At 48.6% G+C, this 26,263-nt stretch carries 26 protein-coding genes and 1 other annotated feature; of the genes, 6 read left to right on the top strand and 20 right to left on the bottom strand.

Going from position 1 to position 26,263, the window contains the following annotated elements; translation table 11 throughout:
- Positions 1–30: 30 nt before the first annotated feature.
- From sspI to SB24_RS15790, 4 genes are all read left to right on the top strand, one after another.
- Positions 31–246 carry a small acid-soluble spore protein SspI gene (sspI, locus tag SB24_RS15805; RefSeq protein ID WP_003152527.1) on the top strand — a complete coding sequence of 72 codons (216 nt, stop codon included), beginning with the start codon at positions 31–33 and terminating at the stop codon, positions 244–246.
- Between the two features lie 61 nt (positions 247–307).
- A complete protein-coding gene (locus SB24_RS15800) occupies positions 308–1,393 on the top strand; it encodes a CdaR family transcriptional regulator (protein ID WP_039254291.1) in 1,086 nt (361 codons plus the stop codon).
- 99 nt (positions 1,394–1,492) lie between these two features.
- Positions 1,493–2,905, top strand: a complete 1,413-nt coding sequence (gene glcD / locus SB24_RS15795) for a glycolate oxidase subunit GlcD (protein ID WP_015417962.1) — start codon at positions 1,493–1,495, stop codon at positions 2,903–2,905.
- Positions 2,902–4,230 (top strand): (Fe-S)-binding protein, encoded by a 1,329-nt coding sequence (locus SB24_RS15790; protein WP_039254288.1) that lies wholly within the window; start codon positions 2,902–2,904, stop codon positions 4,228–4,230. The genes glcD and SB24_RS15790 overlap by 4 nt, the downstream gene beginning before the upstream one ends.
- A gap of 70 nt (positions 4,231–4,300) precedes the next feature.
- On the opposite strand, the gene cstA is transcribed toward SB24_RS15790, so the two are convergent.
- The 12 genes from cstA to SB24_RS15730 form a co-directional block, all read right to left on the bottom strand.
- Positions 4,301–6,097, bottom strand: a complete 1,797-nt coding sequence (cstA, locus tag SB24_RS15785) for a carbon starvation protein CstA (protein ID WP_039254287.1) — start codon at positions 6,095–6,097, stop codon at positions 4,301–4,303.
- Positions 6,098–6,207: 110 nt separating this feature from the next.
- Positions 6,208–7,707: an arabinosylfuranosidase ArfA gene (gene arfA / locus SB24_RS15780; RefSeq protein ID WP_039254283.1), complete on the bottom strand. Its 1,500-nt coding sequence runs from the start codon at positions 7,705–7,707 to the stop codon at positions 6,208–6,210.
- Positions 7,708–7,725: 18 nt separating this feature from the next.
- Entirely contained in the window at positions 7,726–8,553 is an 828-nt protein-coding gene (locus SB24_RS15775; RefSeq protein WP_032871724.1) for an arabinooligosaccharides ABC transporter permease AraQ, read from the bottom strand.
- Between the two features lie 18 nt (positions 8,554–8,571).
- Complete coding sequence (locus tag SB24_RS15770; RefSeq protein WP_039254282.1) at positions 8,572–9,513, bottom strand: arabinooligosaccharides ABC transporter permease AraP; 942 nt, start codon at positions 9,511–9,513, stop codon at positions 8,572–8,574.
- A 41-nt stretch (positions 9,514–9,554) separates the two neighbouring features.
- Complete coding sequence (locus SB24_RS15765) at positions 9,555–10,850, bottom strand: arabinooligosaccharides ABC transporter substrate-binding protein AraN (protein WP_012118143.1); 1,296 nt, start codon at positions 10,848–10,850, stop codon at positions 9,555–9,557.
- A 31-nt stretch (positions 10,851–10,881) separates the two neighbouring features.
- Positions 10,882–12,066: a sn-glycerol-1-phosphate dehydrogenase gene (locus SB24_RS15760; RefSeq protein ID WP_039254278.1), complete on the bottom strand. Its 1,185-nt coding sequence runs from the start codon at positions 12,064–12,066 to the stop codon at positions 10,882–10,884.
- Positions 12,063–12,860: a sugar-phosphatase AraL gene (locus SB24_RS15755; RefSeq protein ID WP_039254273.1), complete on the bottom strand. Its 798-nt coding sequence runs from the start codon at positions 12,858–12,860 to the stop codon at positions 12,063–12,065. The genes SB24_RS15760 and SB24_RS15755 overlap by 4 nt, the downstream gene beginning before the upstream one ends.
- Entirely contained in the window at positions 12,826–13,536 is a 711-nt protein-coding gene (gene araD / locus SB24_RS15750) for an L-ribulose-5-phosphate 4-epimerase (RefSeq protein WP_039254270.1), read from the bottom strand. Before araD ends, SB24_RS15755 begins: the two co-directional genes overlap by 35 nt.
- Positions 13,529–15,214: a ribulokinase gene (gene araB, locus SB24_RS15745; RefSeq protein ID WP_039254268.1), complete on the bottom strand. Its 1,686-nt coding sequence runs from the start codon at positions 15,212–15,214 to the stop codon at positions 13,529–13,531. The genes araD and araB overlap by 8 nt, the downstream gene beginning before the upstream one ends.
- 1 nt (position 15,215) lies before the next feature.
- Positions 15,216–16,709, bottom strand: coding sequence for an L-arabinose isomerase (araA, locus tag SB24_RS15740; RefSeq protein WP_032866712.1), 1,494 nt, complete (start codon positions 16,707–16,709; stop codon positions 15,216–15,218).
- A gap of 182 nt (positions 16,710–16,891) precedes the next feature.
- Positions 16,892–17,857 (bottom strand): arabinan endo-1,5-alpha-L-arabinosidase AbnA, encoded by a 966-nt coding sequence (locus SB24_RS15735; RefSeq protein ID WP_039254265.1) that lies wholly within the window; start codon positions 17,855–17,857, stop codon positions 16,892–16,894.
- A gap of 141 nt (positions 17,858–17,998) precedes the next feature.
- A complete protein-coding gene (locus tag SB24_RS15730; protein WP_007408096.1) occupies positions 17,999–19,084 on the bottom strand; it encodes a M42 family metallopeptidase in 1,086 nt (361 codons plus the stop codon).
- A 183-nt stretch (positions 19,085–19,267) separates the two neighbouring features.
- Here SB24_RS15730 and SB24_RS15725 point away from each other — a divergent pair, with 183 nt between their 5' ends.
- Positions 19,268–19,660: a hypothetical protein gene (locus tag SB24_RS15725; protein ID WP_007408095.1), complete on the top strand. Its 393-nt coding sequence runs from the start codon at positions 19,268–19,270 to the stop codon at positions 19,658–19,660.
- A gap of 15 nt (positions 19,661–19,675) precedes the next feature.
- On the opposite strand, the gene SB24_RS15720 is transcribed toward SB24_RS15725, so the two are convergent.
- The 8 genes from SB24_RS15720 to SB24_RS15685 form a co-directional block, all read right to left on the bottom strand.
- On the bottom strand, positions 19,676–19,942 hold the full coding sequence (locus SB24_RS15720; RefSeq protein ID WP_039254261.1) for a DUF1294 domain-containing protein: 267 nt from the start codon (positions 19,940–19,942) through the stop codon (positions 19,676–19,678).
- 57 nt (positions 19,943–19,999) lie between these two features.
- On the bottom strand, positions 20,000–20,359 hold the full coding sequence (gene rplT / locus SB24_RS15715; RefSeq protein ID WP_003152495.1) for a 50S ribosomal protein L20: 360 nt from the start codon (positions 20,357–20,359) through the stop codon (positions 20,000–20,002).
- Positions 20,360–20,390: 31 nt separating this feature from the next.
- Positions 20,391–20,591 carry a 50S ribosomal protein L35 gene (rpmI, locus tag SB24_RS15710; RefSeq protein WP_003152493.1) on the bottom strand — a complete coding sequence of 67 codons (201 nt, stop codon included), beginning with the start codon at positions 20,589–20,591 and terminating at the stop codon, positions 20,391–20,393.
- 12 nt (positions 20,592–20,603) lie between these two features.
- Positions 20,604–21,125 (bottom strand): translation initiation factor IF-3, encoded by a 522-nt coding sequence (infC, locus tag SB24_RS15705; protein ID WP_071543361.1) that lies wholly within the window; start codon positions 21,123–21,125, stop codon positions 20,604–20,606.
- A 58-nt stretch (positions 21,126–21,183) separates the two neighbouring features.
- Positions 21,184–21,314 (bottom strand) — a sequence feature (ribosomal protein L20 leader region).
- 182 nt (positions 21,315–21,496) lie between these two features.
- Complete coding sequence (gene lrgB / locus SB24_RS15700) at positions 21,497–22,180, bottom strand: antiholin-like protein LrgB (protein WP_015417974.1); 684 nt, start codon at positions 22,178–22,180, stop codon at positions 21,497–21,499.
- 12 nt (positions 22,181–22,192) lie between these two features.
- Positions 22,193–22,630, bottom strand: a complete 438-nt coding sequence (lrgA, locus tag SB24_RS15695; protein WP_015417975.1) for an antiholin-like murein hydrolase modulator LrgA — start codon at positions 22,628–22,630, stop codon at positions 22,193–22,195.
- 129 nt (positions 22,631–22,759) lie between these two features.
- The gene (locus SB24_RS15690; RefSeq protein ID WP_015417976.1) at positions 22,760–23,494 is read right to left on the bottom strand and encodes a LytR/AlgR family response regulator transcription factor; all 735 of its coding nucleotides are present in this window, start codon (positions 23,492–23,494) and stop codon (positions 22,760–22,762) included.
- Positions 23,472–25,253, bottom strand: a complete 1,782-nt coding sequence (locus tag SB24_RS15685) for a sensor histidine kinase (protein ID WP_039254256.1) — start codon at positions 25,251–25,253, stop codon at positions 23,472–23,474. Before SB24_RS15685 ends, SB24_RS15690 begins: the two co-directional genes overlap by 23 nt.
- A 186-nt stretch (positions 25,254–25,439) precedes the next feature.
- Between SB24_RS15685 and SB24_RS15680 the strand changes: the two genes are divergently transcribed.
- Positions 25,440–26,234: an HAD family hydrolase gene (locus SB24_RS15680; protein ID WP_015240354.1), complete on the top strand. Its 795-nt coding sequence runs from the start codon at positions 25,440–25,442 to the stop codon at positions 26,232–26,234.
- Positions 26,235–26,263: the final 29 nt, after the last annotated feature.

Raw genomic sequence — 26,263 nt, 5'->3', positions numbered from 1 at the left:
GTATCACATTCAGAAAAAGGAGCGGTTGTAATGGATCTTAATTTACGCAATGCCGTTATTGCCAATGTAACCGGCAATAACCAGGATCAGCTGGAGCATACGATCGTTGACGCCATCCAAAGCGGTGAAGAAAAAATGCTTCCGGGCCTAGGCGTCTTATTCGAAGTTCTTTGGCAGCATGCGTCGGACTCAGAAAAAAATGAAATGCTCAAAACACTTGAAGGCGGGTTAAAACCTGCGCAATAAGCATGAACCGGGTGATGGGACACCCGGTTTTTTTTGTATAATAATGGCGAGGGGGATCGCCATGCAGTTACAGCCGGAACTGGCAAAGAAATTGATTGCCGAAGTCAAACATATGTACAGCCGCGAAGTGATTATTGCCGATACAAAAGGCATGATCATCGCGGGCACTAACGAGGCGCGCGCCGGATGGTTTCATGAAGGCGCACTGATCTGCGCGCGCGAAAAACGGAATGTCATCATTACGAAAGAAGATGAAAAACGGCTCGAGGGCGTAAAAGCAGGACTGAACCTCCCCGTTTTTTCAGGCCATGAAGTGATCGGAGTATTCGGCCTGACAGGAGACCCTGACGATATCCTGCCTTTCGGAGAATTGCTCAGAAAAATGACGGAGCTGTTTATTAAAGAAACGCGCCATATGGAAGAAGCGCAGTGGCGTGCGAGAATGCTTGAATCCTTTATGGTTGATTGGCTGCAGCTGAAAGAATGGTCTCCGGGCTTTTTAGAAAAAGCAAAGCTCATCGGCGCAGACCTTCACGCATACCGCCGGATCATACTCATTCAAGGCCGTTATGAGCAATATAAAGCGGAGGAGCTCGGGCGGCTCTGGCAGTACGAATGCCCTGAAGACCTGTTTGTCCGCTGGGGAAATGAACGAATTCTCATTAATCATGAAGCAAATTCGGCTTCCAAAACACAGCTCATTAAAAAGATCGGCGCCGTTTTTGGGCTGCCTGTCACCGCCGGCATCGGACGGATCGTTCCGGGAGAGCGCCTCACGGAATCATACGAACAGGCAGATAAAGCACTTTCAGCCGGAATCGGTGACAAGCAGGCCGTCTTTGAAGAAGATTTAAAACTGGATATGTGTCTTGCCGATATCACCCCCCGCACGAGGTCGGAATTTTCACGGCGGGTTCTCGAGCATGTACTCGGCCGGGAAGAACTTCTGGATACGCTGCGCGCCTTTTTCGACCGGCAATTATCGTTAAAGCGCACCGCCAACGACATGCATATTCATATCAACACATTGCGCTACCGTCTTTCCAAACTGGAATCACTGACAAATATGAAGCTGGACCGCCCTGAAGACATAACGGCTTTTTATTTGGCGTTGCGCTTTTTAGATCAACATACAAAAAGCACGTAATCATATCATCATTTTTCATATGTTTCTCCATAGTGTGCGGAATCGTTTTTCTTTACAATTAAATGAAAACGCTTTTCTTATCAGGGAGGTTGGGAGAACATGATTTCACGAGAGGCAAAAGAAGCGTTCATCCGGACGGTCGGGAAGGAGAATTATGATGATTCGGCGGCGGGCCGTCTGGTGTATTCTTATGATGCGGCTCCTCAGCTGCAAGCCATGCCGGATGCGGTAATCGCCCCCCGCAGCGCGGATGACGTGTCCCGTATATTAACGATTTGCAGCAGGCATGACATTCCGATCGTGCCGAGGGGTTCAGGCACAAACTTATGCGGCGGCACATGTCCGTCTGAAGGCGGGCTTGTGCTTTTATTCAAACATATGAACCGCATTTTAGAAATCGATGAAGAAAATTTGACGGCAACCGTCCAGCCGGGCGTGATTACGCAAGATATGATCCGTGCGGTTGAACAAAAAGGTTTATTTTATCCGCCTGATCCGAGCAGCATGAAAATATCGACAATCGGCGGGAATATTAATGAAAATTCCGGCGGGCTGCGCGGTTTGAAGTACGGCGTCACCCGGGATTATGTCCTCGGCCTTGAAGCCGTCTTGGCTTCAGGCGATATCATCCGCACAGGAGGAAAGCTGACAAAGGATGTCGCCGGTTATGATCTGACCCGGCTTTTCGTCGGATCAGAAGGGACGCTCGGCGTTGTGACGGAAGCGACTTTAAAGCTGGTTCCGAAGCCGGAAACGAAAAAAACGCTGCTTGCACTCTATGAACATATTGAAGCGGCTGCGGAATCGGTTTCTGCCATCATCGCTGAAAAAATCATTCCGGCGACACTCGAATTTCTGGATCAGCCGACACTGCAGGTCATTGAAGATTACGCCAAGATCGGGCTTCCGACCGACGCAAAAGCGGTGCTGCTGATCGAACAGGACGGTGACATCGACACGGTCAGACGAGATATGGAAAAAATCGAAGCGATTTGTAAAAACGGAGCCGCCGTATCCGTCCAAACGGCTGAAACCGAGGAAGAGGCATTCGCGCTTACAGAGGCCAGACGGTCCGCATTATCAGCCCTTGCCCGGCTGAAACCGACAACGATTCTGGAAGATGCGACCGTGCCGAGATCACAAATTGCCAGCATGGTCAAAGCCATTAACGAGATTGCAGAAACATACGGCCTGTCCATCTGCACATTCGGCCATGCCGGAGACGGCAACCTCCATCCGACGTGCACCACCGATATCCGAAATACAGAGGAGATGGAACGTGTCGAAAAAGCTTTTGCCGCCATTTTTGAAAAAGCGATTGAGCTGGGCGGGACGATAACGGGTGAACACGGGGTCGGCATCGTAAAAGCGCCGTATTTAGAAATGAAACTGAAAACAGAAGGCATCACCGCCATGAAAGCGATCAAACAAGCGCTTGATCCCCAAAACCTGCTGAATCCGGGAAAAATATTCGCCAATTCATCAAGGAAACGCGTGGTGGTGATGAAATGACAACGGCTAAAGAGCAGCAACAAATTCAAACAGAATTCAAAAACCGCATGGATGAAGGTGAATTGCTGAACTGTATGCGCTGCGGCTTCTGCCTTCCTTCCTGTCCGACCTATATTGAATCGGGATTTCAAGAATCCCATTCGCCGCGCGGCCGGATCGCCCTGATGAAAGCCGTCACTGACGGACTGATCGAGCCGGATGAAGATGTCGAGCGCTCACTTTCGCTGTGTCTCGGATGCCGGGCATGCGAGCCCGTTTGTCCGGCAGGGGTCAATTACGGACAGCTGCTTGAAGAAGCGAGGGATATCATTCATCAAAATAAAAAACATAAGCCGGGCGTGCGTCTCTTGCGGAAAGCCGCCTTCACCGGGCTTTTCCCTCACCAAAACCGCATGCAGACAGCCGTGAATCTTCTCGGAATATACCAAAGATCGGGACTGCAGACCGCCGTCAGAAAAACCGGTATGCTGAGCGTTTTGCCTGAACATCTGCGCACAATGGAACAAGTGCTCCCGCCCGCCCCGAAACGGAAAGACATGAAGGAAAGGCCGCGTTTTCTTCCTGCCGCGGGTCCCGTCCAAAAACGGGCCGCTTTTTTCTCGGGCTGCTTAATGGATACGATGTTTTTAGCGACAAATCATGCGACAACGGCGCTTTTACAGGCGGCCGGGTGTGAAATCGCGGTCCCGGACGGCCAGGCGTGCTGCGGCGCGCTTCACGGGCACAGCGGAGAAAAAGAGATGGGAAAAGAACTGGCCAAGCGGAATATCGCGGCTTTTGAGGCGCTTGACGCTGATTATATCATTACAAATGCCGGCGGATGCGGCGCCTTTCTTCAGGAATATCCGCATTTACTGAAAGATGAACCTGGATGGGCGGAACGTGCCGAACAATTCGTCCGGAAGCTCAAAGACTTTTCATCCGTACTGGTTGATCTGAAGTTCCATCAAAAAAACCTGCGGGCGCAGTCTCCTCATATCGTCACATATCAGGACTCCTGCCATCTCCGCAATGTGATGCATACGTCAGAGGAACCGCGCACGCTTTTGAAAAGCATTAAAGGGGCTGAGTACAGAGAAATGGAAAAGGCGGACAGCTGCTGCGGGTCGGCGGGAATTTATAATATAACAGAGTCAGAGATGTCTATGAAAATATTAGACAGTAAGATGAAAGCCGCCGGAAAAACGGAGGCGGCCGTCATCGTGACAGCCAATCCCGGATGCCTTCTGCAAATGCAGCTCGGCATTTTACGCGAAGGATTAACAGGCCGTGTCCGCGCGGTTCATTTGGCGGATTACCTTTTGGAAGCGGCGGATTTGTCATAAGATGAAAGCAGAGAGACCGATCGGCTCTCTGCTTTTTTTATGATGCTGCAATGTTCGGACGGCCGCGGATTTATCCGGGTATTGAAGCTTCCAGTCTGGCACTCGGATCACGCCATACATTCGCCCATTTTTTCACAGCCGCAATGATAATCACAAGCCCGAGAATGAGCATGATAATGGATAAAACGCCATTCAGCACGTTGTATCCCGCCGCTTCGGGGTTCAAATACACATACCGCACCATCCAATAACCCGCATAGTTGACGGTCACGTACAAATAAGCGAGAGGAATCAGGCATGTCAGCATATAGCGCCGCTTATCCGCTATTTTTAATACGACGGTCGCACCGATAATTAAGCCGACAGACGCCATAAGCTGATTGGATACGCCGAACAGCGCCCAAATGGAGCTGATGTCGCCCGAATACAGAAGATAGCCCCACAGCAGGCAGGCGAGCGCGCTTGAGAAAATCGAGCCCGGCAGCCAGTCTGTTTTTTTCAGCGGCTTATAGACCTCTCCGAAAAACTCTTGAATCAAATACCGGGCGACACGGGTTCCCGCATCAATCGCCGTTAAAATAAACACCGCTTCAAACATAATGACGAATTGAAAAAAGTATGAAGCCAAATGACTGAAAAACGGAATCTCCGTAAAGATATACGTCATTCCGACGGCAAGCGTAACAGCGCCGCCCGTTCTTCCTTCCAGACTGAGCCCGATTTCTTTACTCAATTCAGGCAGATGGACGACATTCGTCCCGAGGGTGCGGAATATTTCAGGCGTGCTGTTAATAGCAAAATAGTCGGCGGGCTCAAGAGCGGCAGCTGCAATGAGCGCCATAATTCCGACGAGACATTCCACAAGCATCGCTCCGAAAGCAACCGGCTTTATATCACTCCATTTATCCAGCATTTTCGGCGTTGTGCCGGAACCGACAAATGCATGAAAGCCCGAAATGGCGCCGCAGGCAATCGTTATTGAAATAAACGGCCAGACAGGACCCGCGATCACCGGCCCTCCGCCGTGAATAAACTCCGTTACGGCCGGAAATTTAATGGCGGGATTGACGAAAAAGACGCCTGCGATCAAAGCGGCAAAAACCCCGATTTTCATAAAACTGCTTAAATAGTCACGCGGAGCCAGCAAAAGCCAAACCGGAAGCGCCGCGGCGAAAAACGCATAGACAGGAAGCGCCACTGCAAGCGTTTTCGCATCCAGTGTCAGCATGTCCCCGAGAGCCGTTGTCTGCAGCCGCGGCCCGATTACAACACCGGCCATTAACAAAAGAAACCCGACAGTTGATGCGAGTTTGAGATTGCCCGTTTTTTTATAGTAGAGGCCGACCCCCATCGCGATCGGAATCGTAATCCCCACCGCAAACGTTCCCCACGGGTTTTTCTCAAGCGCGTGCAGCACAACCATGGACAGCCCCGCCATCGTGATCGTAATGATAAACAGCATCGAGAGACCCGTGCAAAAGCCCGCCACCGGGCCGAGCTCTTCTTTGGCGACTTCAGAAAGCGTTTTCCCGTTTTTCCGCATTGATGCAAACAATACGACAATATCGTGCACGGCTCCTCCGATCACCGCCCCGATTAACAGCCATAAAAGCCCGGGCAGATAGCCGAACTGAGCTGCCAGAATCGGTCCGACAAGCGGGCCGGCAGCGGCGATTGCCGCGAAGTGGTGGCCGAATGACACCCACTTATTCGTCGGCACATAATCTTTCCCATCCTCAAGCACATGGGCCGGAGTCGGTGTCTGATCATTGATTTTTAATACTTTGACCATCATAAAGGTACCGTAAAGCCGATAGGCGATCGCCAGAATACATATAGACGCTATGACGATTGTAATCGCATTCATTTAATCCCAGCCCCTTTTCTCTTTTTCTAAATATTATCACAATTATCAGATAACAGGAGATGATTTTTGCGCAAAAAAAAGCCGGCGGCGCAGCCCGGCTTTTCGGAACATTATTTGCCTGATAAACGGATGACATTCCAGGACAGCGGAGTAAAATGAGCCGTTATCCCTTCAGCATTTGCCGAAGACGTTCCGTTTGAGTGAGGCGTGACTTCTTTTCTGTTTTTTTGATTGGTCGCTTTCATATCCTGATGCTCCAGCACAATATGCTCAATGATGCGGTAATCTTCAAACCCCCTCAGTTTGATCTCCGTTTCCATCAGTTCCTTGCTTTTGTTGACGGCAAAAATGGTCAGTGCTTCATCCTCTTCATGGTAAACGGCCGCGGCATCAACATACGGCACATCCGTAAAATCCGCCGAGTCGTATTTCGGGGAGGTAATCAGCAGCTTCATCGAAGTCCCTCTCCCGTAGACAGAGGCGTGCATGTAAGGGTAAAAGATCGGCTGCCTCCATGCTTCTCCGCCCTTTTCGGTCATGATAGGCGCAATTACGTTGACAAGCTGGGCGAGACAGGCGATCTTTAGTCTGTCCGCATGCTGCAGCATGGTAATCAGCAGTGAACCGATCAACAGCGCATCTTCAAAATTGTAGATGTCTTCAAGAATCGGCCGGGCCGTAATCCATGGCTCCACTTTTTTATCCGCTTCATTTGAGTGATACCACACATTCCATTCATCTAAAGAAAGGTGAATCGTTTTTTTGCTGCGTTTTTTCGCTTTCATATAATCACATACGGCTGTGACGGATTTAATAAAATGGTCTAAATCCATTGATTTCGCCAAATAGTTCTCAAGATCATTTTCATGGTTGCCGTAATACGTATGCAGTGAGATGTAATCCACATGCTCGTACGTATGCTCAAGCACCTCGGCCTCCCACTCAATGAAGGACGGCATGCCGCTGTTTGAGCTTCCGCAAGCCACCAATTCGATCGTCGGGTCCGTCCATTTCATCACCTTTGCCGTTTCAGCGGCGAGCCGTCCGTATTCATGCGCCGTTTTATGACCGATCTGCCAAGGGCCGTCCATCTCATTTCCTAAGCACCATGTTTTGATGCCATAAGGTTTTTCATATCCGTGCGATTTTCGTAAGTCGCTCCAGTATGACCCTTCAGGATGGTTGCAGTATTCGACGAGGTTCCGGGCGGCATCGATCCCTCTCGTCCCGAGATTGACCGCCATATTCACTTCGGCGTTCACTTTTTTCGCCCACGTTAAAAATTCATTCGTCCCTACTTCGTTCGTTTCTGTCGTCTGCCATGCCAAATCTAGCCTCCGCGGGCGGCCCTTCACCGGCCCGACGCCGTCTTCCCAATTGTAGCCCGAGAGAAAATTCCCTCCCGGATAGCGGATGAACGGCACTTGCAATTCCTTGATTAACTCCTGCACGTCTGTTCTGAAGCCGTCCTTGTCGGCTTTCGGGTGTCCGGGCTCATAAATGCCTTCATACACCGCCCGGCCCATATGTTCTATAAATGATCCGTACATCCGTTTGTCCACTTCACCGATGATATATTCTTTATCTGCTGTAATCCCCGCTTTTTTCATTATATTTCCTCCCTCTCTCTATCCCTTCACTCCGCCTACTGTGAGTCCGGAAATGAAGTATTTTTGGAAAAACAAGAATATGATGATCACCGGCAGTATCGCAAAAACGGACCCGGAAATCAGCATGTCATAGTTGTTGCCGTACGGACTCAGCAGCCCTGAAAGTCCGATTGGAAGCGTAAACATTTCTTTCGACCGAAGCACGATCAGCGGCCATAAAAAGTTATTCCAGCTGTTTAAAGATTGAAGAATGATCATTGCCCCGAATGCCGGTTTCATGAGCGGCGCCATAATTCTGAAAAAAATGCCGAATTCGGTGCAGCCGTCCATTCTTGCTGAATCAAGCAGATCCTTCGGAAGTCCGAGCGCATATTGCCGGAAAAAGAACACGGCGACAGGCGACACAATAAACGGCAGAATCACCCCAGTATAAGAATCGATCAAATGAAGACCCACCGTCAATTTGAACAACGGAAGCATCATCACTTCAAGAGGCACCATCATAATGATCAGCACAAGAACGAAAATAATATTTCTGCCTTTAAATTCGTAGACACCGAGTCCGTAGCCGATCAAAGAGGAAAAAAACAGCGTGAGAACCGTGGTGAGAACGCCGAGCAGCAGGCTGTTAAAAAACCATTTGAAATAAATGCTCCCCCCGTTGAACAAATAGGTGTAGTTATCAAGGCTCATCACATCCGGATCAAGACGCAGATTCAGCCCGATACGCATCAGCTCAGATGACGGCTTTAAAGAACCGAGCAATAGGCAGATCATCGGAAAGATATACAACAGGCTCAGCATGATAAAAAACAAGGTAAACGCGACTCTGTACACGGAAGACATGTGATTGTTACGCAACGCTTATCCCTCCCCTTTAAACGAACCGGACAGTTTCAGTGAAACAAGACTGACTAGTAAGATGACAAGCAAAAGGACAATTCCGATTGCGGCCCCGTACCCCATTTCGTTGTATGCAAGCCCCTGCTGATATAAATAACCGACAAGCGTGAGGCCGATATTGCCCGGGGAATTATTCTGCCAAAGCACATAGCTTTCCTCAAACATTCTGAAACCGCCGATAATACTGATCGTTAACACATAAACGGACACCGGCTTTAAAAATGGAAGGGTAATATGCCGGAACTTTTTCCACGTACTCGCCCCGTCAATTTCAGCCGCTTCATACAATTCTTTCGGCACGTTTTGCAATCCCGCCAGAAAGTAAAGAATGTTAATGCCCATCCACCTCCATGACGCAAGCAGCACCATTAAAAACATGCCGGTACCTTTGTTGTTGAGCCAGTTTTGGGGTGATGCGCCAAGCTTCATCATCAGCTCGTTTGCAAGCGACGTATTCATTTCTCCGAACATCAGACGGAAAATAATCCCCGCTACGATCGTCGATGTTAAAGCCGGTACAAACAGAGCCGATTTAAACACATTTCTGAACCTGACGAGCTTCGAATTCAGAATCACCGCCAAAAGAAGCGGCACCGGAATCAGCACGATCAGCGTCCAGAAGGTATATTCCAATGTGTTAAATAATGCCGTATAAAAGGTTGGATTAAGAAGAGCGGTATAATTGGAAAACCCGACAAATGTAACTTCTCCCGGCAGTATCCGCTGAAAGCTCATGATAAACACGCTGATAATCGGATACAAAAAGAAAACGAGAAACGAAATGATAAATGGCGCCGTAAACAGATAAGGCGCCGCTTTTTTTGAATACAGCACATTGCGCCGGCGCGGCTTCTTCCGGACTGCAGAAACGGTTTGCGCTGTCTCTGTCTTTACAGGTCTCATAAAAGCTCCCCCGCTTTCACTGTTAGATAGGGCGGCTTCTCCTATTTCTCTAATTGCTCTGCCGCCTCGTCCAAGGCTTCCTTAGGTGTTTTTTCCTGCGTCTTCAGCGCATCGAACAGCACTTGTCTGACAACGAGATCAGCCGCTTTAGAGAAGTCTTCATGCAGATAAATCGGATTGATCTCATCTTTTATTTCAAGGAGCGAGGAAAAAATTGACGTACCGTTCCGGAAGAAATCCGTGTACTTGTTTTTCTCCTTCAATTCTTTTGAATCCCACACGTCCCAGCGGAGCGGGTCAAAGCCGAGCACCGTCCAAAGCTTTATATTCCCTTCCTTCGAACCTTTCGCAAAACCGAGAAATTCTTTCGCGAGCTTCAGATGTTCAGCCTGCTTCGGCACGACGGTGGCTGTTCCGCCTAAACCCGCTGATCTGTCACCGCCTTCTTTCCAGGCCGGCATAGGGTAAATCGCCATTTTTCCTTTTAAATCAGGCATATAATCGATAAACCGTCCCATGTACCAAATGGGCATCAGCACTGAGGCTGCCCCGCCCTGATTCATAAAACCGTAGTATTCTTCGCTGTGATGGCCGCCGCCGGGAGCCGGCAGAAGGGTTTTATCATTTACCATGTCCTTTACATAATTCAGTGTGTCTGTATTCGTCTTGCTGTTCAGAATCAATTTTCCGTTTTTGCTGTAGTAGCCTGACCCTTGCTGCGAAATCATGGATAGGAATGTGGCGGAGTCGTTTGTTTCAACCGTTCCCATCGGTTTCCCAGCGGCCTCACGCACTTTTTTCCCTGCCCGCCGGTAATCTTCCCATGTCTTAATGGAGGCGGGATCAACGCCCGCTTTTTTCATGATATCCATGTTGTAAAACATGACGGTCGTCCCCACATGTGTATCAAGGCCGTACAATTTTCCGTTTTTGCTGTATAAGGCCAGACGCGCTTCCACAAACTTATCGCGGTCTTTTTCAATCAGCGGCGTCAGATCGGCAAGCGGGATATCCTTCCCCTTCAGAAAGTTCGAGAACCGGCTTAATTCCACGTCGGCTATATCGGGAAGCCCCTCACCCGCGATCAGCGAAACCGATAAATTATCATGCATTTGTCCATAAGGATAAACAACGGTATTCAGCTTGATTTTGCGATCCGGATATTTCTGATTCCATTCTTTGACCATTTCCTGATAAAACTGTTCGTGCAGACCGTTAAATGTCCAAAACGTCAGCTCTGTTTCTCCCGGCCGGCCGGCAGTCCGTTCTTGTGAACAGCCGGCGGTAAACAAGAAGAGCATCATCAGCACCAAACATACAGCGGTCGTTTTTTTCATGTCATTACCCCTTCCACTTTAGGCCGTGCGGCTATTGATGCAAATGATGTGCAAAGAGCGCTGCATTTTCATTTATGATGGTTAAACCGGTATAACGGTCTCGCAGTGTGTGCGCATGCTTAAGCGCATCGCTGACAAGGTCCTGTTTTACACCGATCTCATCGAAACAGGCGGGACCTCCCGCAGATGCGAGCCACCCGGCAATTGTCTTGCCGTCGGGAAGCCCTTCATATGCAGATTGAATCGCCTCGCGAAAGTGCGGCGGCAGTTCAGCAAGCTTTTCGTGACAAGCCAGTTCTTTGTAAATATCACTCAGCACCGCGCACGCACAGCCGACCTTCGCACCGTGGAGAATCGGAGGCTGTTTTGCCTTCAGCATTTCCATCTCAATCCAATGCGAGATGTGATGTTCTCCTCCTGAGGCGGGGCGGGAGTGGTCAAGCGCAAGCATGACAAGACCCGAAACGATCAGCGCTTCCATCAGTATCTGAATGCCGGCCTCCGTTCCCATGGCAATGTCAGCGCGGTGATCAATGCACTGCCAAAGCGCGTCTTTCACAAGCTTCGCCCCGGCTTCTGAGTACGGCTCACCCGCAAGCCTGCGGGAAATCTCCCAATCTGCCAGCGATGTTATTTTTCCGAGCATGTCTCCGAAGCCCGCGGCTGTCATTGAACGGGGCGCTTCTTTTAATACATTCGTATCCGCAAATAAGGCGATCGGCGCTTTCGTTTGAATCGTCGTTTTGATTCCGTTTAATATGAGCGGCGCTCCCGCCGACGTAAAACCGTCGACTGACGGAGCGGTGGGGAATGAGATAAACGGCAATCCGCGCTGGCAGGCGGCAAACCGCGTAATGTCGTGAATCGTTCCTGCACCGGCCGCAATGATGACATCCGTCTCTTCCGCGAGATTGATCAGCGTATAGACCAATGTCCTCTCATCAGCCGCGGCGGCCCCGGCTTCATGCTCCGGAATAATGACTTTTGACGCTTTGATCCCGCCTGCCCTCAATTCGTCCGCAAGCAGACGCCCCGCCGCCTCGTACGTGTTCCGGTCACAGACGATGACCGGATGATTCCAGCATTTTTTTTGCAGAAATCTGAGAAGCTCTTCTTTTGCATTCGCCCCGATCACGATATCTTCTATTTGAATCGGTGAGCGGCTGGCCCCTTCCTTGTCAAACTCGGATTGAATGTCCTCAGGAGAACGTTTCATAAAAGGATTCCCTCCTTCGCTAATTCTGTCAGGTCTTTAATAGAATCAAGGACGATGTCAGGTTCATATAGACGGGGCTCCCCAAGTTTGGCCGACCCCGTCAGAACCAATACGCTTTTCATCCCGTACAGGCTGCCCATTGCGATATCTGATTCGAGGCTGTCTCCGATAATGGCGCATTCCTCAGGGGGAAGTCCGAGCGCTTCACATGCCGCCTCAGCCATCAGCCAAGACGGTTTGCCGATGACAAGCTCCGTTTTTGCTCCGGCGGATGCTTCAATGGCCCCGATCATTCCCGCGACGTCCATGGCATGGCCGTCTTCATTCGGAAAGGAGCGGTCCCGGTTCGTGGCGATGATGCGCGCGCCGGAGGAAGCCGCCTTAAAAGCGAGATTCAGATCCTCATAGGTGACGGTTTCATGCAGGGAGATGACAAGCCAGTCTGCCGCCTGCGGGTTTTGCGCCAGGGCGACACCCGCTAAAGCGAGTTCATCAGTCAGCCCTTTTTCCCCTAACACCCACGCCTTTGACAAAGGATAATGCTTCTTTAAAAATGATGCCGTCACACTGGAGGACAGCACGATGCTCCGTTCATCCGTGCGGATACCGGCACCCAGCAGTTTCTTTCGGCACATTGCTCTTGATAGATTGCCGCGGTTGCTTAAAAAGACAACGGCTTTGCCCAGTGACTGAAGGGTATGAACGGCTTCTTTTGCGCCGTCAATCAGCTCCCGCCCCCTGAATACGGTTCCGTCTAAATCAATCAGAAACCCGGCTGCGTAAAGTTTGGCCATAATAAGCATTCGCCCCGTGTTTTCTGTAAAAATGCTTATCATGCAGCACTCTGTCGATCGGACTGAGCTGTTTGTTCAGCATAAGCGAATGGTAGGCCATTTCCGCTACCGTTTCGAGCACAACGGCGTTATGCAGGGCATTCAGCGCGTCCGTTCCCCAGCAGAACGGGCCGTGGCTGTGGACGAGGACACCCGGGTTTTGTTCATACGGTTCGTTTTGAAAGGTTTCGGCTATGACTTTGCCTGTATGATATTCGTAATCTTTCACAATTTCTTCTTCATACATTTCCCTCGTGCAGGGTATAGCGCTTTCAAAGTAATCCGCGTGAGTCGTTCCGAGAGCGGGTATGTCTCTTCCGGACTGAGCCCAGCTCGTCGCCCAGCGGGAGTGCGTATGAACGATTCCGCCGATAGCCGGAAACGCTTTATACAGATAAAGATGGGTCGGCGTGTCAGAAGACGGTTTCAGCGAGCCTTCGAGAATGTCTCCGTCCTCATTCAGGACGACCAGTTTGTCAGCGGTCAGCTCACTGTAATCGACACCGCTCGGTTTAATGACGATTCTCCCGCTCTCTCTGTCAATGCCGCTGACATTCCCCCATGTAAACGTGACAAGGTTATGTTCCTCAAGCTTCAGATTGGCGGCGAGCACTTCTTCTTTTAACGCTTCAAGCATGGCGGCTCCCCCCTTTCGCAAAATCACGGTTTTTAATGGCTTTCAGGCGTTTCATGACATTGTTTTCTTTGCCGAAGTAGTGTACGAGCTCTTTATATTCAGCATATAAGCTGTCATAAATCTCAACTCTTTCCCGGTTCGGGGCATAAAAGCCGTCTTTTAATTTCCCCATATGCGCACATGCTTCAGCAATATTGGAGAAACCCCCGTTTTCCCGTCCCGCGGCGAGCGCTCCGAAAATCGCGGAGCCGAGTGCAGGCGCCTGCGGAGACCCGGATAATTGAATGTCCATATTTGTGACGTCTGCATAAATCTGCATGACAAACGGATTTTTTTCGGCGATTCCTCCGGCTGCGTAAAGCTCCTCGACCGGAACGCCGTTTTCCCGAAACGTTTCGATAATCATCCTCGTTCCGAACGCCGTCGCTTCAACCAATGCCCTGTAGATTTCTTCCGGCTTCGTGTGCAGCGTCATGCCGAGCATCATGCCCGTCAAATCGGCGTCCACCAAGGTTGACCGGTTTCCGTTCCACCAGTCAAGCGCGAGAAGGCCGCTTTCCCCCGGAACAAGTTCAGCTGCTTTTTTGCTGAGCAGCTCGTGGATGTCTATTTGTTTATCCTCAGCTTCCTTCTCATAGTCTCTCGGAACGCACGTTTTGACGAACCATTCAAAGTGGTCGCCGACACAGGACTGCCCCGCTTCATATCCCGCATATCCGGGCAAGATGCCGTTATTGACGACCCCGCACATACCGGGGACGATATGTTCTTCCTCGCCGAGCAGCACATGGCAGGTAGACGTTCCCATAATCATCAGCATTTTCCCCGGCTCTGTAATACCGACCGCGGGCACTGACACGTGGGCGTCGACATTGGCGACGGCAACGGCCGTCCCCGGCAGAAGCCCGGTCAGCTCCGCCATTTTTTCGGTCAAACCTCCTGCCTTTTCCCCGACTGAATAAATGGTGCCGCTTAATTTATCCTTTGTAATCGTTTTCATTAACGGGTTGAGCCTTTCGAAAAAATGATCCGGCGGATACCCCGTCTCCTCATTCCAGATTGCTTTGTAGCCGGCCGTGCAGTTGCTTCGCTTCAATGAACCGCACAATTGATAGACGATCCAGTCTGCCGCTTCCACAATCCGATCTGCCGCCTTGTATATATGCGGCGCTTCTTCCGCGATTTGCATGATTTTCGGGATCATCCATTCAGAAGAAATTTTACCGCCGTATCTTTTAAGGAATGTTTCTTTTGTGTCTTCGGCAATCGTGTTCAAACGGTCTGCATGTTTTTGAGCCGCATGATGCTTCCACAGCTTCACATAACTGTGGGGCTCCCGTTCAAATTCCGGCAGCATACAAAGCGGCTGCCCCGCGACGTCTATCGGCAAAATCGTGCAGGCGGTAAAATCAATTCCTATGCCGATCACGTCTTTTGGATCAGTGCCCGCCTCTTGAAGCAGGTTCGGAATCGCTGTTTCCAGAACTTCGATATAATCGGCAGGATGCTGAAGCGCCCAGTCCCGAGGGAGTTTTTCACCCGTCTTCGGCAGCGTGCGGTCAATGACAGCATGAGTATATTCTTTTACCGCAGACGCGATTTCTTCGCCCGTGCGGACATTGACAAGCACCGCCCGGCCGGACAATGTGCCGAAATCAACACCAATCGTATACGCCATATCAATTCCCTCCCAGCCGGTATAATACGTCATTCCATTTCAACTCTTTTTTCAGCTCATGTATTTCGGTATTGCGGGAAATAAAGATGCTTTCAATGCCTGCCATCTCAGCCCAGTCAAGCATCTGTTCAGCCGTAAGCCGGAAGGACATACAAGTATGATGGGCGCCTCCCGCCAAAATCCATGCTTCCGCAGCTGTTTTCAGCGATGGCTCCGGCTTCCATAGCACCCGCGCCACAGGAAGATTCGGCATATCATGATCAATCTCCCTGCCTTCCGCTTCATTCAGAATGAGACGGAATCGCCCGCCGATATCAATGATGCTGGCGATGATGGCTGAACCGCCGATTCCGTTAAAGACCAACCGGGCCGGATCTTCCTTCCCTCCGATTGAGAGAGGATGGACTTCGATTTTCGGCTGATCAAGGGCGATCGTCGGACATACTTCAAGCATATGTGATCCGAGAATCATCGCACGCCCCGGTTCAAAATGGTACGTATAATCTTCCATGAAGGAGGTTTGTTCTCCGTCCGCCATTATTTTCATCATTCGCACAAGGGCAGCCGTTTTCCAATCGCCTTCGCCGGCAAATCCGTACCCTTTTTCCATGAGACGCTGAACGGCAAGACCCGGAAGCTGCTTCATTCCGTGCAAAACTTCAAACGAGGTCGAAAACGCTGTATATCCGCCCCGTTCGAGAAAGGCCGTTAATCCGAGTTCAATTTTCGCCTGTTCTTTAATGGAAGCAACTTTTGCTTCATCCCGTTTTGTTTCGTCGCTGATGACATACAATTTGTCGTATTCCTCATAAAGCGCCTCAATTTCTCCGTCGGTGACGTTGTTCATCACCTCGGTAAGATCGCCGATTCCGTACCCGTCAACCTGCCAGCCGAATTGGATGTGGGCGCCGACTTTGTCTCCGTCAGTAACCGCCACATTCCGCATATTGTCGCCGAACCGGGCTACTTTAATATTCCTGCTTTCATTCCAGGCGGCAGCAGTGTTCATCCATTGCGAAATGTCATGTTTGACTTCCTCATCATCCCAATAGCCTGCGATGACTTTTCTCGTCTGCCCCATTCTTGACTGGATATACCCGTATTCCCGGTCTCCGTGAGCGGATTGGTTGCTGTTCATAAAGTCCATATCAATCGTTTCCCACGGGATGTCGCGATGATACTGGGTATGAAGATGAAGCATCGGCTTTTGAAAAGCGGAAAGACCTTCAATCCACATTTTCGCAGGGGAAAATGTATGCATCCATGTCACGACCCCGGCACAGTTTTCTTGATACTGCGCTTCCCGCAAAACCTCTCTGATCGTTTCAGATGACGTGACAACCGGTTTATGCCTGATCTTGTATCTTGATGACACCCCGCTGAGGCCGTCACATATTCCCTTTGCGTGTTTATCGACAAGCTGCAGCGTTTCCTCTCCGTATAAGTGCTGGCTTCCCGTTACAAACCAAAATTCATATTCTTTGTTCTGAAGCACATTCATTTCCCCTTCCTATCAAAATAAAGCGCTTGCATTTTTAAAAATATACGTACGAATATAAACTATAAAACTTTAATCCTTTTATTTGTACGAACAATTTTATTATAGTTAAGGAGGAATCAAACTGTCAATCTTTTATTGCAAGTAAAAAAGCCGGACACACATGCCCGGCTGATCAATTAATAGGAAGGCCAGCCTGAACTCCAATCGATATCATTGATGAGCATCTTCGGAATTCCGCTGTTTTCGGCATCATACGCATGACGCACTAAAATATTCCCGTTCACAATGTCTTGACCGCCCGGGCCTTTCCAGCGGTCATTGCCGGAGTCAAGAATCGTCCCTCCGCCTTCTGACATGCTTTTCCCGCTTTTATCGAGATATGGGCCGGTGATGCTTTTGGATCTTCCATAAGCGATTTTGTACGTACTATTCACGCCTGAACAGCATTTATCAAACGACACCATTAAGTAATAGTAGCCGTTCTGGTAGGTGATGGCCGGCGCTTCCAAAGCTCCGCCGTTATTCGGTCTGGCAGCGATGGAATAAAGTGATCCCGTCGGTTTCATTGTATTTTTATCAAGCTTTGTCAGCTTAATGCCGCTCCAAAAAGAACCGAAGGCAAGCCAAGGGTTTCCATCTTTATCAATTGTCAGCTCCGGATCAATTGCATTGTAGTTATCGGCGCTTGTTGAACGGATGACGAGCCCTTCGTCCTTCCAGTTTCCCGAACTGAGGCTTATAGATGATGCAAGGCCGATCGCGGAGGTATTTTTGCCGAATGAAGAAACGGCATAATACAGCCAATACTTTCCGTTAAAATATTGAACATCGGGAGCCCATTGATTCAGCCCGTAATTCGGCACATAATTGCCCCACCATGACAGCGGGGAAGTAAAGATTGATTTCTGAACGGTCCATATGCCGCCGCTGCCCGCCTTTAAGACGCGAAGCCCCCTCTCCCCTTCCAAACCGGTTCCGAAAGCGTACCACGTGTTTCCTTCCTTCGCCATTGTCGGATCGTGAAGCAATTCATTTGATGCCCCCCAAAACGCGGCAGATGCCGGAGATGAAGACATCAGCAGCAGACCGGCTGTAACGGCTGCGCATGAAAAGCGGATCATGCGTCTGAATCTGTTTTTCATTTGTAAACCCTCCCTTTTTTAAAGCGCTTTCAAAAACATGTTGTCAGATTTTTCTATGTCTTCTCTTATTGTAGACGCAGGGCTCATATTTGTACAGACAAAAAAAGAATCTGCTGTAAAAAAGCAGATTCTTCCGTATCTTTATTGATAAGTAATACGGTCAACCGTTTCCCGGTCTAATTTTTTAATCACTTCTGTGATCAATTTTACCGTATTCTCATAATCATCCCGATGCAAAATAGCGGCATGAGTGTGAATGTAGCGCGTCGCGATCGTAATGGACAGCGCCGGCACTCCGTTTGCGGTTAAATGAATGGAACCTGAATCCGTGCCCCCTCCGGCAATGGAATCGAATTGATACGGAATTCCCGCTTCTTCCGCCGTGTTCACGACAAGGTCGCGCAACCCTTTGTGAGATACCATTGACGCGTCATACAGAATAATTTGCGGCCCTTCGCCGATTTTGCTTTGCGCCTCTTTTTCAGAAATTCCCGGTGTATCTCCGGCAATTCCGACATCCACACCGAACGCGATATCAGGCTGGATCGTATGTGCCGCTGTTTTCGCCCCGCGCAGCCCGACTTCTTCCTGAACCGTTCCGACCCCGTATACTTCATTCGGATGATCGCTGTTTTTCAGATTTTTTAATACATCGATGGCAATCGCGCAGCCGATACGGTTGTCCCATGCCTTCGCCAATAAATGTTTTTCATTGTTCATCACTGTAAATTCAAAATACGGCACAATCTGGTCACCCGGAAGAACGCCCCATTCCATTGCTTCTTCACGGCTGGACGCCCCGATATCGATGAACATCTCTTTAATATCGGCGGCTTTTTTTCTGGCGTCAGGAGGCAGAATGTGAGGCGGTTTCGAACCGATGATCCCCGTGATGTCCCCTTTTTTTGTCACGACGGTGACGCGCTGGGCCAGCATGACCTGAGACCACCATCCGCCGACGGTTTGAAAGCGGAGAAAGCCTTTATCAGTGATTTGCGTCACCATAAAACCGACTTCGTCTAAATGCCCTGAGATCATGATTTTCGGACCGTTTTCTTTGCCGGTTTTTTTAGCGATTAAGCTTCCCAGCCGGTCTGTTGTGACATCATCGGCAAATGGTTCTATGTATGATTTCATCACTTGTCTTACTTCTCTCTCATTTCCCGGTATCCCTTTTGCATCCGTTAACGCTTTCAGCATGGTGAGCGTTTCATCTAATTTTGTCATCAATAGACCTCCTTTTTTTCACTACCCTTCTTATTATACAAAACCAATGCTGAAGCATACGATTAATTCGCCTGAAAAACGGGTAAATGTTTTTATCTATTTCTTTTAAAAAAATGAAACCTTTTGTTTTGTTTTTCGTATTACATCAGATCATGACAAAGGTGAGGAGGTGCCTTCACACATATGGCCATTACAGTATTGAGGATTGTCTTGCTTGCACTTCTTATTTATTTTATTTACATGGGCGTCAAATTTTACGCAAACCCGAAAAGAAGGCTCAGACTGGCGCAATCAAAAGAGAATTTTTATTTTATTGACGAACAGAAAAACACGCGAAAAAATCTCCAGCTTACTTATAAAGGAGTGCTCTTTGAAGGAGAAAAGCATATCCCTTCCAAAGATCATCCGCTGTTTATTCATACGATTTTTGTATGGACCGAAAATCCGGAAAAGCTGAACCGCTTTTCTGCAGGTGATTTTGAAGAAGTCGAAAAAAAGGTATTGGAGCGGTACCCGAATTGCAAGATTGATTGGGACCAGCCCATCAAAAAAGCGAAAAAAGCAGGCGAGCGATAAGCTCTCCTGCTTTTTTTATGTTTTATACATCAAATACATCAGCACAAGGACGGCTTCAGTGAGAAAAAGCAGCGGCACCCCGTATAAAAAGGATTTGTGTTTCGTCTTATGCCTGAAGGTGCGCATGCCGATCCATACGCCGAGTGAGCCGAACATGGCGGCTGTGAGCCATATTCGTTTCTCTGATATTCTCCACCTGTGCGCCTTTGCTCTTCTTTTATCAGCGCCCATGATCCAAAAGCCGTATCCGTTTATCAATACGGCGTAAATGAAGAGAGCCATTGATTGTCACCCTTTACGTAAAAAAACCGCTCCCGGAAAGAGAGCGGCTTTTTCAACTTACTTGTCTAACTGAGCTTTAGCAGCATCAGCAAGCTGATTGAAAGCAGTAAGATCGTTTACAGCAAGATCAGCAAGCATTTTGCGGTTTACTTCGATGCCTGAAAGCTTAAGACCGTGCATTAAACGGCTGTAAGAAAGACCGTTCATACGTGCAGCAGCGTTGATACGAGTGATCCAAAGCTTACGGAAATCACGTTTTTTCTGACGGCGGTCACGGAATGCATAGTTTCCTGATTTCATGACCTGCTGGTTTGCTACTTTGTATAATGTATGTTTTGAACCGAAATAACCTTTTGCTAATTTAAGAACCTTTTTACGACGCTTACGTGTAACAGTTCCGCCTTTTACTCTTGGCATTAGATTTCCCTCCTAATTGTTCCTTGTCCGATTACTTGATGTTGGCAAGCTGTTGTTTGATGCGTTTGAAGTCTCCTGCGCTCACAATAGCACCCTTGCGAAGCTTACGCTTTTGCTTTTGGGATTTGTTGGCGAATAAGTGACTTGTGTATGCATGAGAACGTTTTAACTTCCCAGAACCTGTCTTTTTAAAACGTTTAGCAGATCCGCGGTGAGTTTTCATTTTTGGCATGGGATTTCCTCCTTATTGCTTTTCGTTTTTCGGCGCGAGCATTAAGAACATGCTGCGGCCGTCCATTTTTGGTTTTGTTTCGACTGTCGCAACTTCCGCACATGCTTCAGAGAAACGGTCCAATACGCGCTGGCCGATTTCTTTATGAGTGATTGCGCGCCCTTTAAAGCGGATAGAAGCTTTCACTTTATCGCCTTTTTCAAGGAATTTAATCGCATTGCGCAATTTCGTGTTAAAGTCATGCTCATCGATCGTCGGACTTAATCTAACTTCTTTTAAGTTAATGATTTTTTGATTTTTGCGTGCTTCTTTGTCCTTTTTCTGCTGCTCGAATCTGAACTTACCGTAGTCCATGATGCGGCAGACAGGCGGTTTTGCATTTGCTGCAACTAACACAAGGTCAAGATTTGCGCGGCCGGCGATTTCAAGTGCTTCCTGACGGGACTTGATGCCGAGCTGATCGCCATTTTGTCCGATCAGACGAACTTCACGTGCACGGATACCCTCATTAACCAATTGATCTTTGCTAATAATGAGCCACCTCCATAGTTTCTTCGAATTGATTCACAACGCTTGTTGACTGCATTCTGCAGGCAAACAAAAAGTGCGGGCATGACAACACACCCACACTACGAACATCTGCATAAATAAAAATGTACGGTCAACCTGCCAACTACATGAATGTGTCAATCAGGTGAGAAGCGGGTGCCTCTGCTTGTGATTTATATTCAATTCAATAACTATTCTACACAATACCGGATCATTAGTCAAGAATGACTTCTCCGGATCAACTTTTTCATTTTAACACGATGCCGGGGCGAGCGCAAGGAAAAATGTGAAATTTCGTTCTTTGCCGCACGCGGACGTGCCAACACAATAAAAAAACCCGGGTCTATGACCCGGGTTTATCCTCCGATGAGCTGAACGAATACCGGAATGACCAGCACCGTCACCACTCCTACGACGACAACCGCGATACTTGCCATTGCCGCTTCTACTTCCCCCATCTCAATACCGACCGCAACACCGAGTGCGTGTCCGGATGTGCCGAGAGCCAGTCCTTTAGAGATCGGGTGCTTTACTTTAAACAGTTTTAAGAATAGAGCGCCCAGAGCATAGACGATAACGGCGTTGAAAATAACGGCGAAAGCGGTGATGTCGGTGATGCCGCCGATTCCTTTTGACAGCGGAAGGGCAATTGCCGTTGTCGCCGCCTGCGGAAGCATGCTTTTCATAACGGCCGCGTCAAGATGAATGCCTTTTGCGATCAAATAGACAATCGTGACTGAGCAGATAGAGCCGACAATGATAGAAGACATGATCTGCCACCAGTATTTTTTCAGTTTGTCACGCTGTTTGTATAAAGGGATGGCGAAAGCGATCGTCGCGGGCTCCAGGAAGAATTTAATAATGTCTCCCCCGCTTTTATAATCTTCATATGAAAAACCGCCGAGCTTCAGAAAAAGGATTCCAAGCACCATCGCGACAAACAGCGGGGTGAAGAGGAAAAAGCCTCTCGTTTTTTTAAATAAATACGTGCCGACGCCAAAGGCCGCAAGTGAAACGACAATACCGAAATATGGACTCATCCGATTTCCCTCCTAATGCTGCACAAGTTCTTTTTCATGATTGGAACGGCGCACCGTTTGTTTTTCAGGGGCTGCCTTCTGACGTTTTTGGCTGACAGACAAGATCAGCTGAGAAAAAAGGCCCGTCGCCCCTAACAGAATGATGGTAGCGAGTAAGATGACGAGTGCGATCTGCACGCCGTACTGCTGCATGACGCCAAGTGAATTCATCACGGAGATGCCCGACGGGACAAATAAAAATCCGATCAGTGACGTTAATGATGTTCCCAGCGTTTCTACTTGTTCAAGCTTAATCACTTTCAGGCATAAGAGGACAAATAATAACACCAAACCTACTACGGAAGCGGGTATAGGAATGGGGACAATCGCTGCAATCCCATTAGATATGAGCATAATTACGGCAAAAATAAATGCTTGTGTCAGAAATCCGTACACTTTTTTCGCACTCATTTTCTTCACCTCTTTCTCTTTGTTAGGTCCATTATAAAAGAGGAATCGCCTTTTGAAGCGCTTTCATAACAAACGGCTGAATATTCATTCTGAAATGCAAAAAACGGCTGCTGAAATGCAAAAGCCGCCTCATATAATATGAAGCAGCTTTTTTAAGTCCTTGGCGTATGTACGGCTGACGGGAATTTTAGAGCCGTCTTTTAAGATAAGATTGTACGTCGAATTAAACCACGGATGAATTTCCGTAATATGCTCCGTATTCACGATGAACGCGCGGTGCACTCTCAAGAAACCCGTATCAGGCAGTTTTTTCTCAATGACCGCCAAAGTTTCATGAACGGAATAAGACGCGGCAAACGTTTTGACGGAAACGTGTCCGTCCTCCATGCCGGCGTAAATAATGTCCTTCGTATCTAAAATGACAATTGATTCACCGGCTGATACAGCCAGTTTATGCGCTCCGGCCGCGGACGGCTGCTCTGAGACGGCTCCTGCCCTGTCCCGCTTCACTCTTTTAAACTTTCTGATCGTCTGGCGCACTCTTTCTTCATCAAAAGGCTTCGTTAAATAATCGAGCGCGTCGACTTCAAAGGCTTTTAAAGCAAATTGGTCATACGCCGTCGCAAAAACGACGGCCGGCGGATTTTTCATGTTTTTCAGCCGTTTGGCAATGTCAAATCCGTTTTCTCCTGACAAATCAACGTCCAAAAACAGCAGATCCGGTTTTTGATCCATCATACTGTCAAAAGCGGATTCAATATTTTCAGCTTCGTTTATGTCACTTACTTCATTCGTCCGTTTCAGCAAATAAGCTAATTCATCTCTTGCCAGCATTTCATCATCAACGATTAACACCTTCAGCATGTTCTTCTCCTTTAGTCATCAGTTTCAAAGGCAGCTCAAATGATACGTCCGTACCTTTGCCGGCCTCACTTTCCAATCGCAGGGCTGCTTTGGGGCCGAACAGCCCGATCAGCCGCTGATTTAAATTGTAAAGCGCGGTTCCCGTCCCTTCTTTAGACGGCAGCGGACGGTTTCCGAGCACGGACAGCAATTCCGGATCAATTCCCCGCCCGTTGTCTCCAACCCGCATTAAAACCGATTGACCGGCGGATACCACGCTGACATTGACGGCACAGCTGTCCTGCTTTCTTGAAAATGCATGACGGAGCGCATTTTCGACGAGGATCTGCAGCACAAAAGGAGGAATTTCGATGTCCTCCAAACCGTGTTCGATTTCAAGGCTGATTTTATATTTCCCGGGAAAACGGGCCTGCTCCAATGATAAATATGCCTGCAGATGGTTCAGTTCTTTAGAAAGCGGGATGAGCAGCTGCCTTGCCCCCTGCAGATTGGAACGGAAATAGACGCTGAGCTGCAGCAGAAGCTTTCGGGTTTTTTCCACATCCGTACGGCAAAGAGCAGAAATCGTATTGATCGCATTAAACAGAAAATGCGGATTGACCTGGGCCTGAAGCGCCTTTATTTCTGCGTCTTTCAGCAATTTGCTCTGCAGTTCCGCCTCGCCGAGTTCAAGCTGAGTGGAAAACAGCATGGCGAGTCCTTCTGCAAGCTCTTCTTCAACCCGGCTTAAACCTGACGGGCTTTTAAAGTACATCTTCAACGTCCCGATCGTTTTGCCGTTTGACGTCAGCGGCAATACGATCGCCGCATGCAGCGGACAGGGATCGTGCGTGCATTCAATTTCTTCCTTTGATGTCGCTTTCATAATATGACCCGTTTTAATGACGCGTTTTGACAATCCGGTGATCAGGCTTTCAGACGGAATATGATGGTCGGCACCCGCGCCGACGTGCGCCAAAATCTTTTCGTTATCCGTAAGCGATACCGCGTCCGTTCCTGTTTGACTGTGAATGATGGCGGCGACGCTTTTGCATGAGCTTTCATTCAGCCCCTGGCGGAAAAACGGAAGCGTCTGGTCGGCAATCATCAGCACCCTGTGGGTTTCAAGGGCTCTCGCCCGTTCTTCCTTCCGGATAATCGACTGAATGATCGAAAGAAAAATAAAAGTCCCTGACCCGTTTACCAATATCATCGGGATGCCGATGATGCTCACAAGCGTCCAAGCATCAGAAAACGGCTTGGCCATCAAGAGGATGAGCAGCATTTGCAGCGATTCCATTCCGAGTCCGACAAGCGCGGCCACCCGCGGTGTCGGCATCGCATAGCGTTTTCTGAAATACCGTCCGATCCAGCCGGACAAAATGCCCGCTAAAACGGATGAGACGGCACAGCTGACTGCGGTCGCGCCGCCGAGTGATAAACGATGCAGGCCGGCCAGTATGCCGACGCCGATCCCCACATACGGGCCGCCTAAGAGTCCGCCGATTTCAACGCCCATAATTCTTGTATTGGCAATTGAACCGGACGGATTAATTTGAAACACCCAGTCATTATTCATGATTGTATTCCGCTGAATTTCTATTCCCGTATAGTTGCTGATGATACTGAACAGCGAGAAAATTGAAATCAGCACCGCTTTGCCTTTATAGCTCTCAGGCTGCTGGAGCGCCTGTCTGAACAATCTGGTATGAGCCAGAACAAATCCCAATATGACGATAATTCCGACTCTTTCCAGCATCATGATGATCAAATGCAGCATACTTTTCACCTGTTCTTTCAAATTTTATTTTATCACGTTTTTGAGCCTGAGACAGAATCTGACACAAACCTGCCTGTTTTTTTCAAATCATCTGAAAACAAATCTTTCACAGTCTATATATCTATTGTAGAATAAACGGGAGCCTTGCGGCAGAGAGTTTCAGAATATAACAAAGAGGAGAAGATCATGAAAGCCGTATTTTTTGATTTGGACGATACACTGTTATGGGATGAAAAAAGCGTCAGAACAACATTCAGGGAAACATGTTTACAAGCGGAAAAAAAATATGGCCTTGACCCGCATACATTTGAAGATGCGGTTCGGAAAGCGGCACGGGAATTGTATATGTCATACGAAACCTATCCTTATACGGTCATGATCGGCATTAATCCATTTGAAGGATTGTGGGCGAATTTTTCCGAGCCGGTCAGCGAAGGATTTAAACAGCTGAATCGGATTGCCCCGGAATACAGACGAAACGCCTGGACAAACGGCTTAAAAAGCGTCGGTATAGACGATGCGGCTTACGGCGAATATTTGGCGGAGTTTTTCGCGGCGGAACGCAGACAGCGTCCGTACGTGTATGATGAAACGTTTGCGGTGCTTGATAAGCTGAAAGGTGTTTATGAATTGCTTCTGCTGACAAACGGCGATCCCAGCCTGCAGAAAGAAAAACTCGCCGGCGTTCCTGAGCTCGCGCCTTATTTTAATGAAATCGTCATCTCAGGCGCTTTCGGAAAAGGGAAACCCGACGCCTCCATATTCGAACATTGCCTCGGCCTCCTGAACCTGAAAAAAGAAGACGCCATTATGGTCGGAGATAACCTCAATACTGATATATTGGGAGCGAAACGGGCAGGCATTACGACAGTCTGGGTAAACCGGACGCAAAAGAAAAATGATACGGACATTGCGCCTGATTACGTGATCAGCGATCTTCACGAGCTGTTTGCGATTATAGAGAAACAAAAAGAAAGATAATGTTATACGCAAAAAAACCCCATTCTGAA

Source organism: Bacillus sp. Pc3 (genome assembly GCF_000815145.1).
GTDB lineage: Bacteria > Bacillota > Bacilli > Bacillales > Bacillaceae > Bacillus > Bacillus velezensis.
The sequence above is the reverse complement of the archived record's forward strand: the minus strand, read 5'-3'. Positions and strand labels throughout refer to the sequence as shown.

What these genes read in the sequence shown, in the direction of transcription:
- sspI (WP_003152527.1), top strand. Translation starts at nt 31, where the DNA reads ATGGATCTTAATTTACGCAATGCCGTTATTGCCAATGTAACCGGCAAT.
- SB24_RS15800 (WP_039254291.1), top strand. Translation starts at nt 308, where the DNA reads ATGCAGTTACAGCCGGAACTGGCAAAGAAATTGATTGCCGAAGTCAAA.
- glcD (WP_015417962.1), top strand. Translation starts at nt 1,493, where the DNA reads ATGATTTCACGAGAGGCAAAAGAAGCGTTCATCCGGACGGTCGGGAAG.
- SB24_RS15790 (WP_039254288.1), top strand. Translation starts at nt 2,902, where the DNA reads ATGACAACGGCTAAAGAGCAGCAACAAATTCAAACAGAATTCAAAAAC.
- cstA (WP_039254287.1), bottom strand. Translation starts at nt 6,097, where the DNA reads ATGAATGCGATTACAATCGTCATAGCGTCTATATGTATTCTGGCGATC.
- arfA (WP_039254283.1), bottom strand. Translation starts at nt 7,707, where the DNA reads ATGAAAAAAGCGGGGATTACAGCAGATAAAGAATATATCATCGGTGAA.
- SB24_RS15775 (WP_032871724.1), bottom strand. Translation starts at nt 8,553, where the DNA reads ATGTCTTCCGTGTACAGAGTCGCGTTTACCTTGTTTTTTATCATGCTG.
- SB24_RS15770 (WP_039254282.1), bottom strand. Translation starts at nt 9,513, where the DNA reads ATGAGACCTGTAAAGACAGAGACAGCGCAAACCGTTTCTGCAGTCCGG.
- SB24_RS15765 (WP_012118143.1), bottom strand. Translation starts at nt 10,850, where the DNA reads ATGAAAAAAACGACCGCTGTATGTTTGGTGCTGATGATGCTCTTCTTG.
- SB24_RS15760 (WP_039254278.1), bottom strand. Translation starts at nt 12,066, where the DNA reads ATGAAACGTTCTCCTGAGGACATTCAATCCGAGTTTGACAAGGAAGGG.
- SB24_RS15755 (WP_039254273.1), bottom strand. Translation starts at nt 12,860, where the DNA reads ATGGCCAAACTTTACGCAGCCGGGTTTCTGATTGATTTAGACGGAACC.
- araD (WP_039254270.1), bottom strand. Translation starts at nt 13,536, where the DNA reads ATGCTTGAAGCGTTAAAAGAAGAAGTGCTCGCCGCCAATCTGAAGCTT.
- araB (WP_039254268.1), bottom strand. Translation starts at nt 15,214, where the DNA reads ATGGCGTATACGATTGGTGTTGATTTCGGCACATTGTCCGGCCGGGCG.
- SB24_RS15735 (WP_039254265.1), bottom strand. Translation starts at nt 17,857, where the DNA reads ATGAAAAACAGATTCAGACGCATGATCCGCTTTTCATGCGCAGCCGTT.
- SB24_RS15730 (WP_007408096.1), bottom strand. Translation starts at nt 19,084, where the DNA reads ATGACAAAATTAGATGAAACGCTCACCATGCTGAAAGCGTTAACGGAT.
- SB24_RS15725 (WP_007408095.1), top strand. Translation starts at nt 19,268, where the DNA reads ATGGCCATTACAGTATTGAGGATTGTCTTGCTTGCACTTCTTATTTAT.
- SB24_RS15720 (WP_039254261.1), bottom strand. Translation starts at nt 19,942, where the DNA reads ATGGCTCTCTTCATTTACGCCGTATTGATAAACGGATACGGCTTTTGG.
- rplT (WP_003152495.1), bottom strand. Translation starts at nt 20,359, where the DNA reads ATGCCAAGAGTAAAAGGCGGAACTGTTACACGTAAGCGTCGTAAAAAG.
- rpmI (WP_003152493.1), bottom strand. Translation starts at nt 20,591, where the DNA reads ATGCCAAAAATGAAAACTCACCGCGGATCTGCTAAACGTTTTAAAAAG.
- lrgB (WP_015417974.1), bottom strand. Translation starts at nt 22,180, where the DNA reads ATGAGTCCATATTTCGGTATTGTCGTTTCACTTGCGGCCTTTGGCGTC.
- lrgA (WP_015417975.1), bottom strand. Translation starts at nt 22,630, where the DNA reads ATGAGTGCGAAAAAAGTGTACGGATTTCTGACACAAGCATTTATTTTT.
- SB24_RS15690 (WP_015417976.1), bottom strand. Translation starts at nt 23,494, where the DNA reads ATGCTGAAGGTGTTAATCGTTGATGATGAAATGCTGGCAAGAGATGAA.
- SB24_RS15685 (WP_039254256.1), bottom strand. Translation starts at nt 25,253, where the DNA reads ATGCTGCATTTGATCATCATGATGCTGGAAAGAGTCGGAATTATCGTC.
- SB24_RS15680 (WP_015240354.1), top strand. Translation starts at nt 25,440, where the DNA reads ATGAAAGCCGTATTTTTTGATTTGGACGATACACTGTTATGGGATGAA.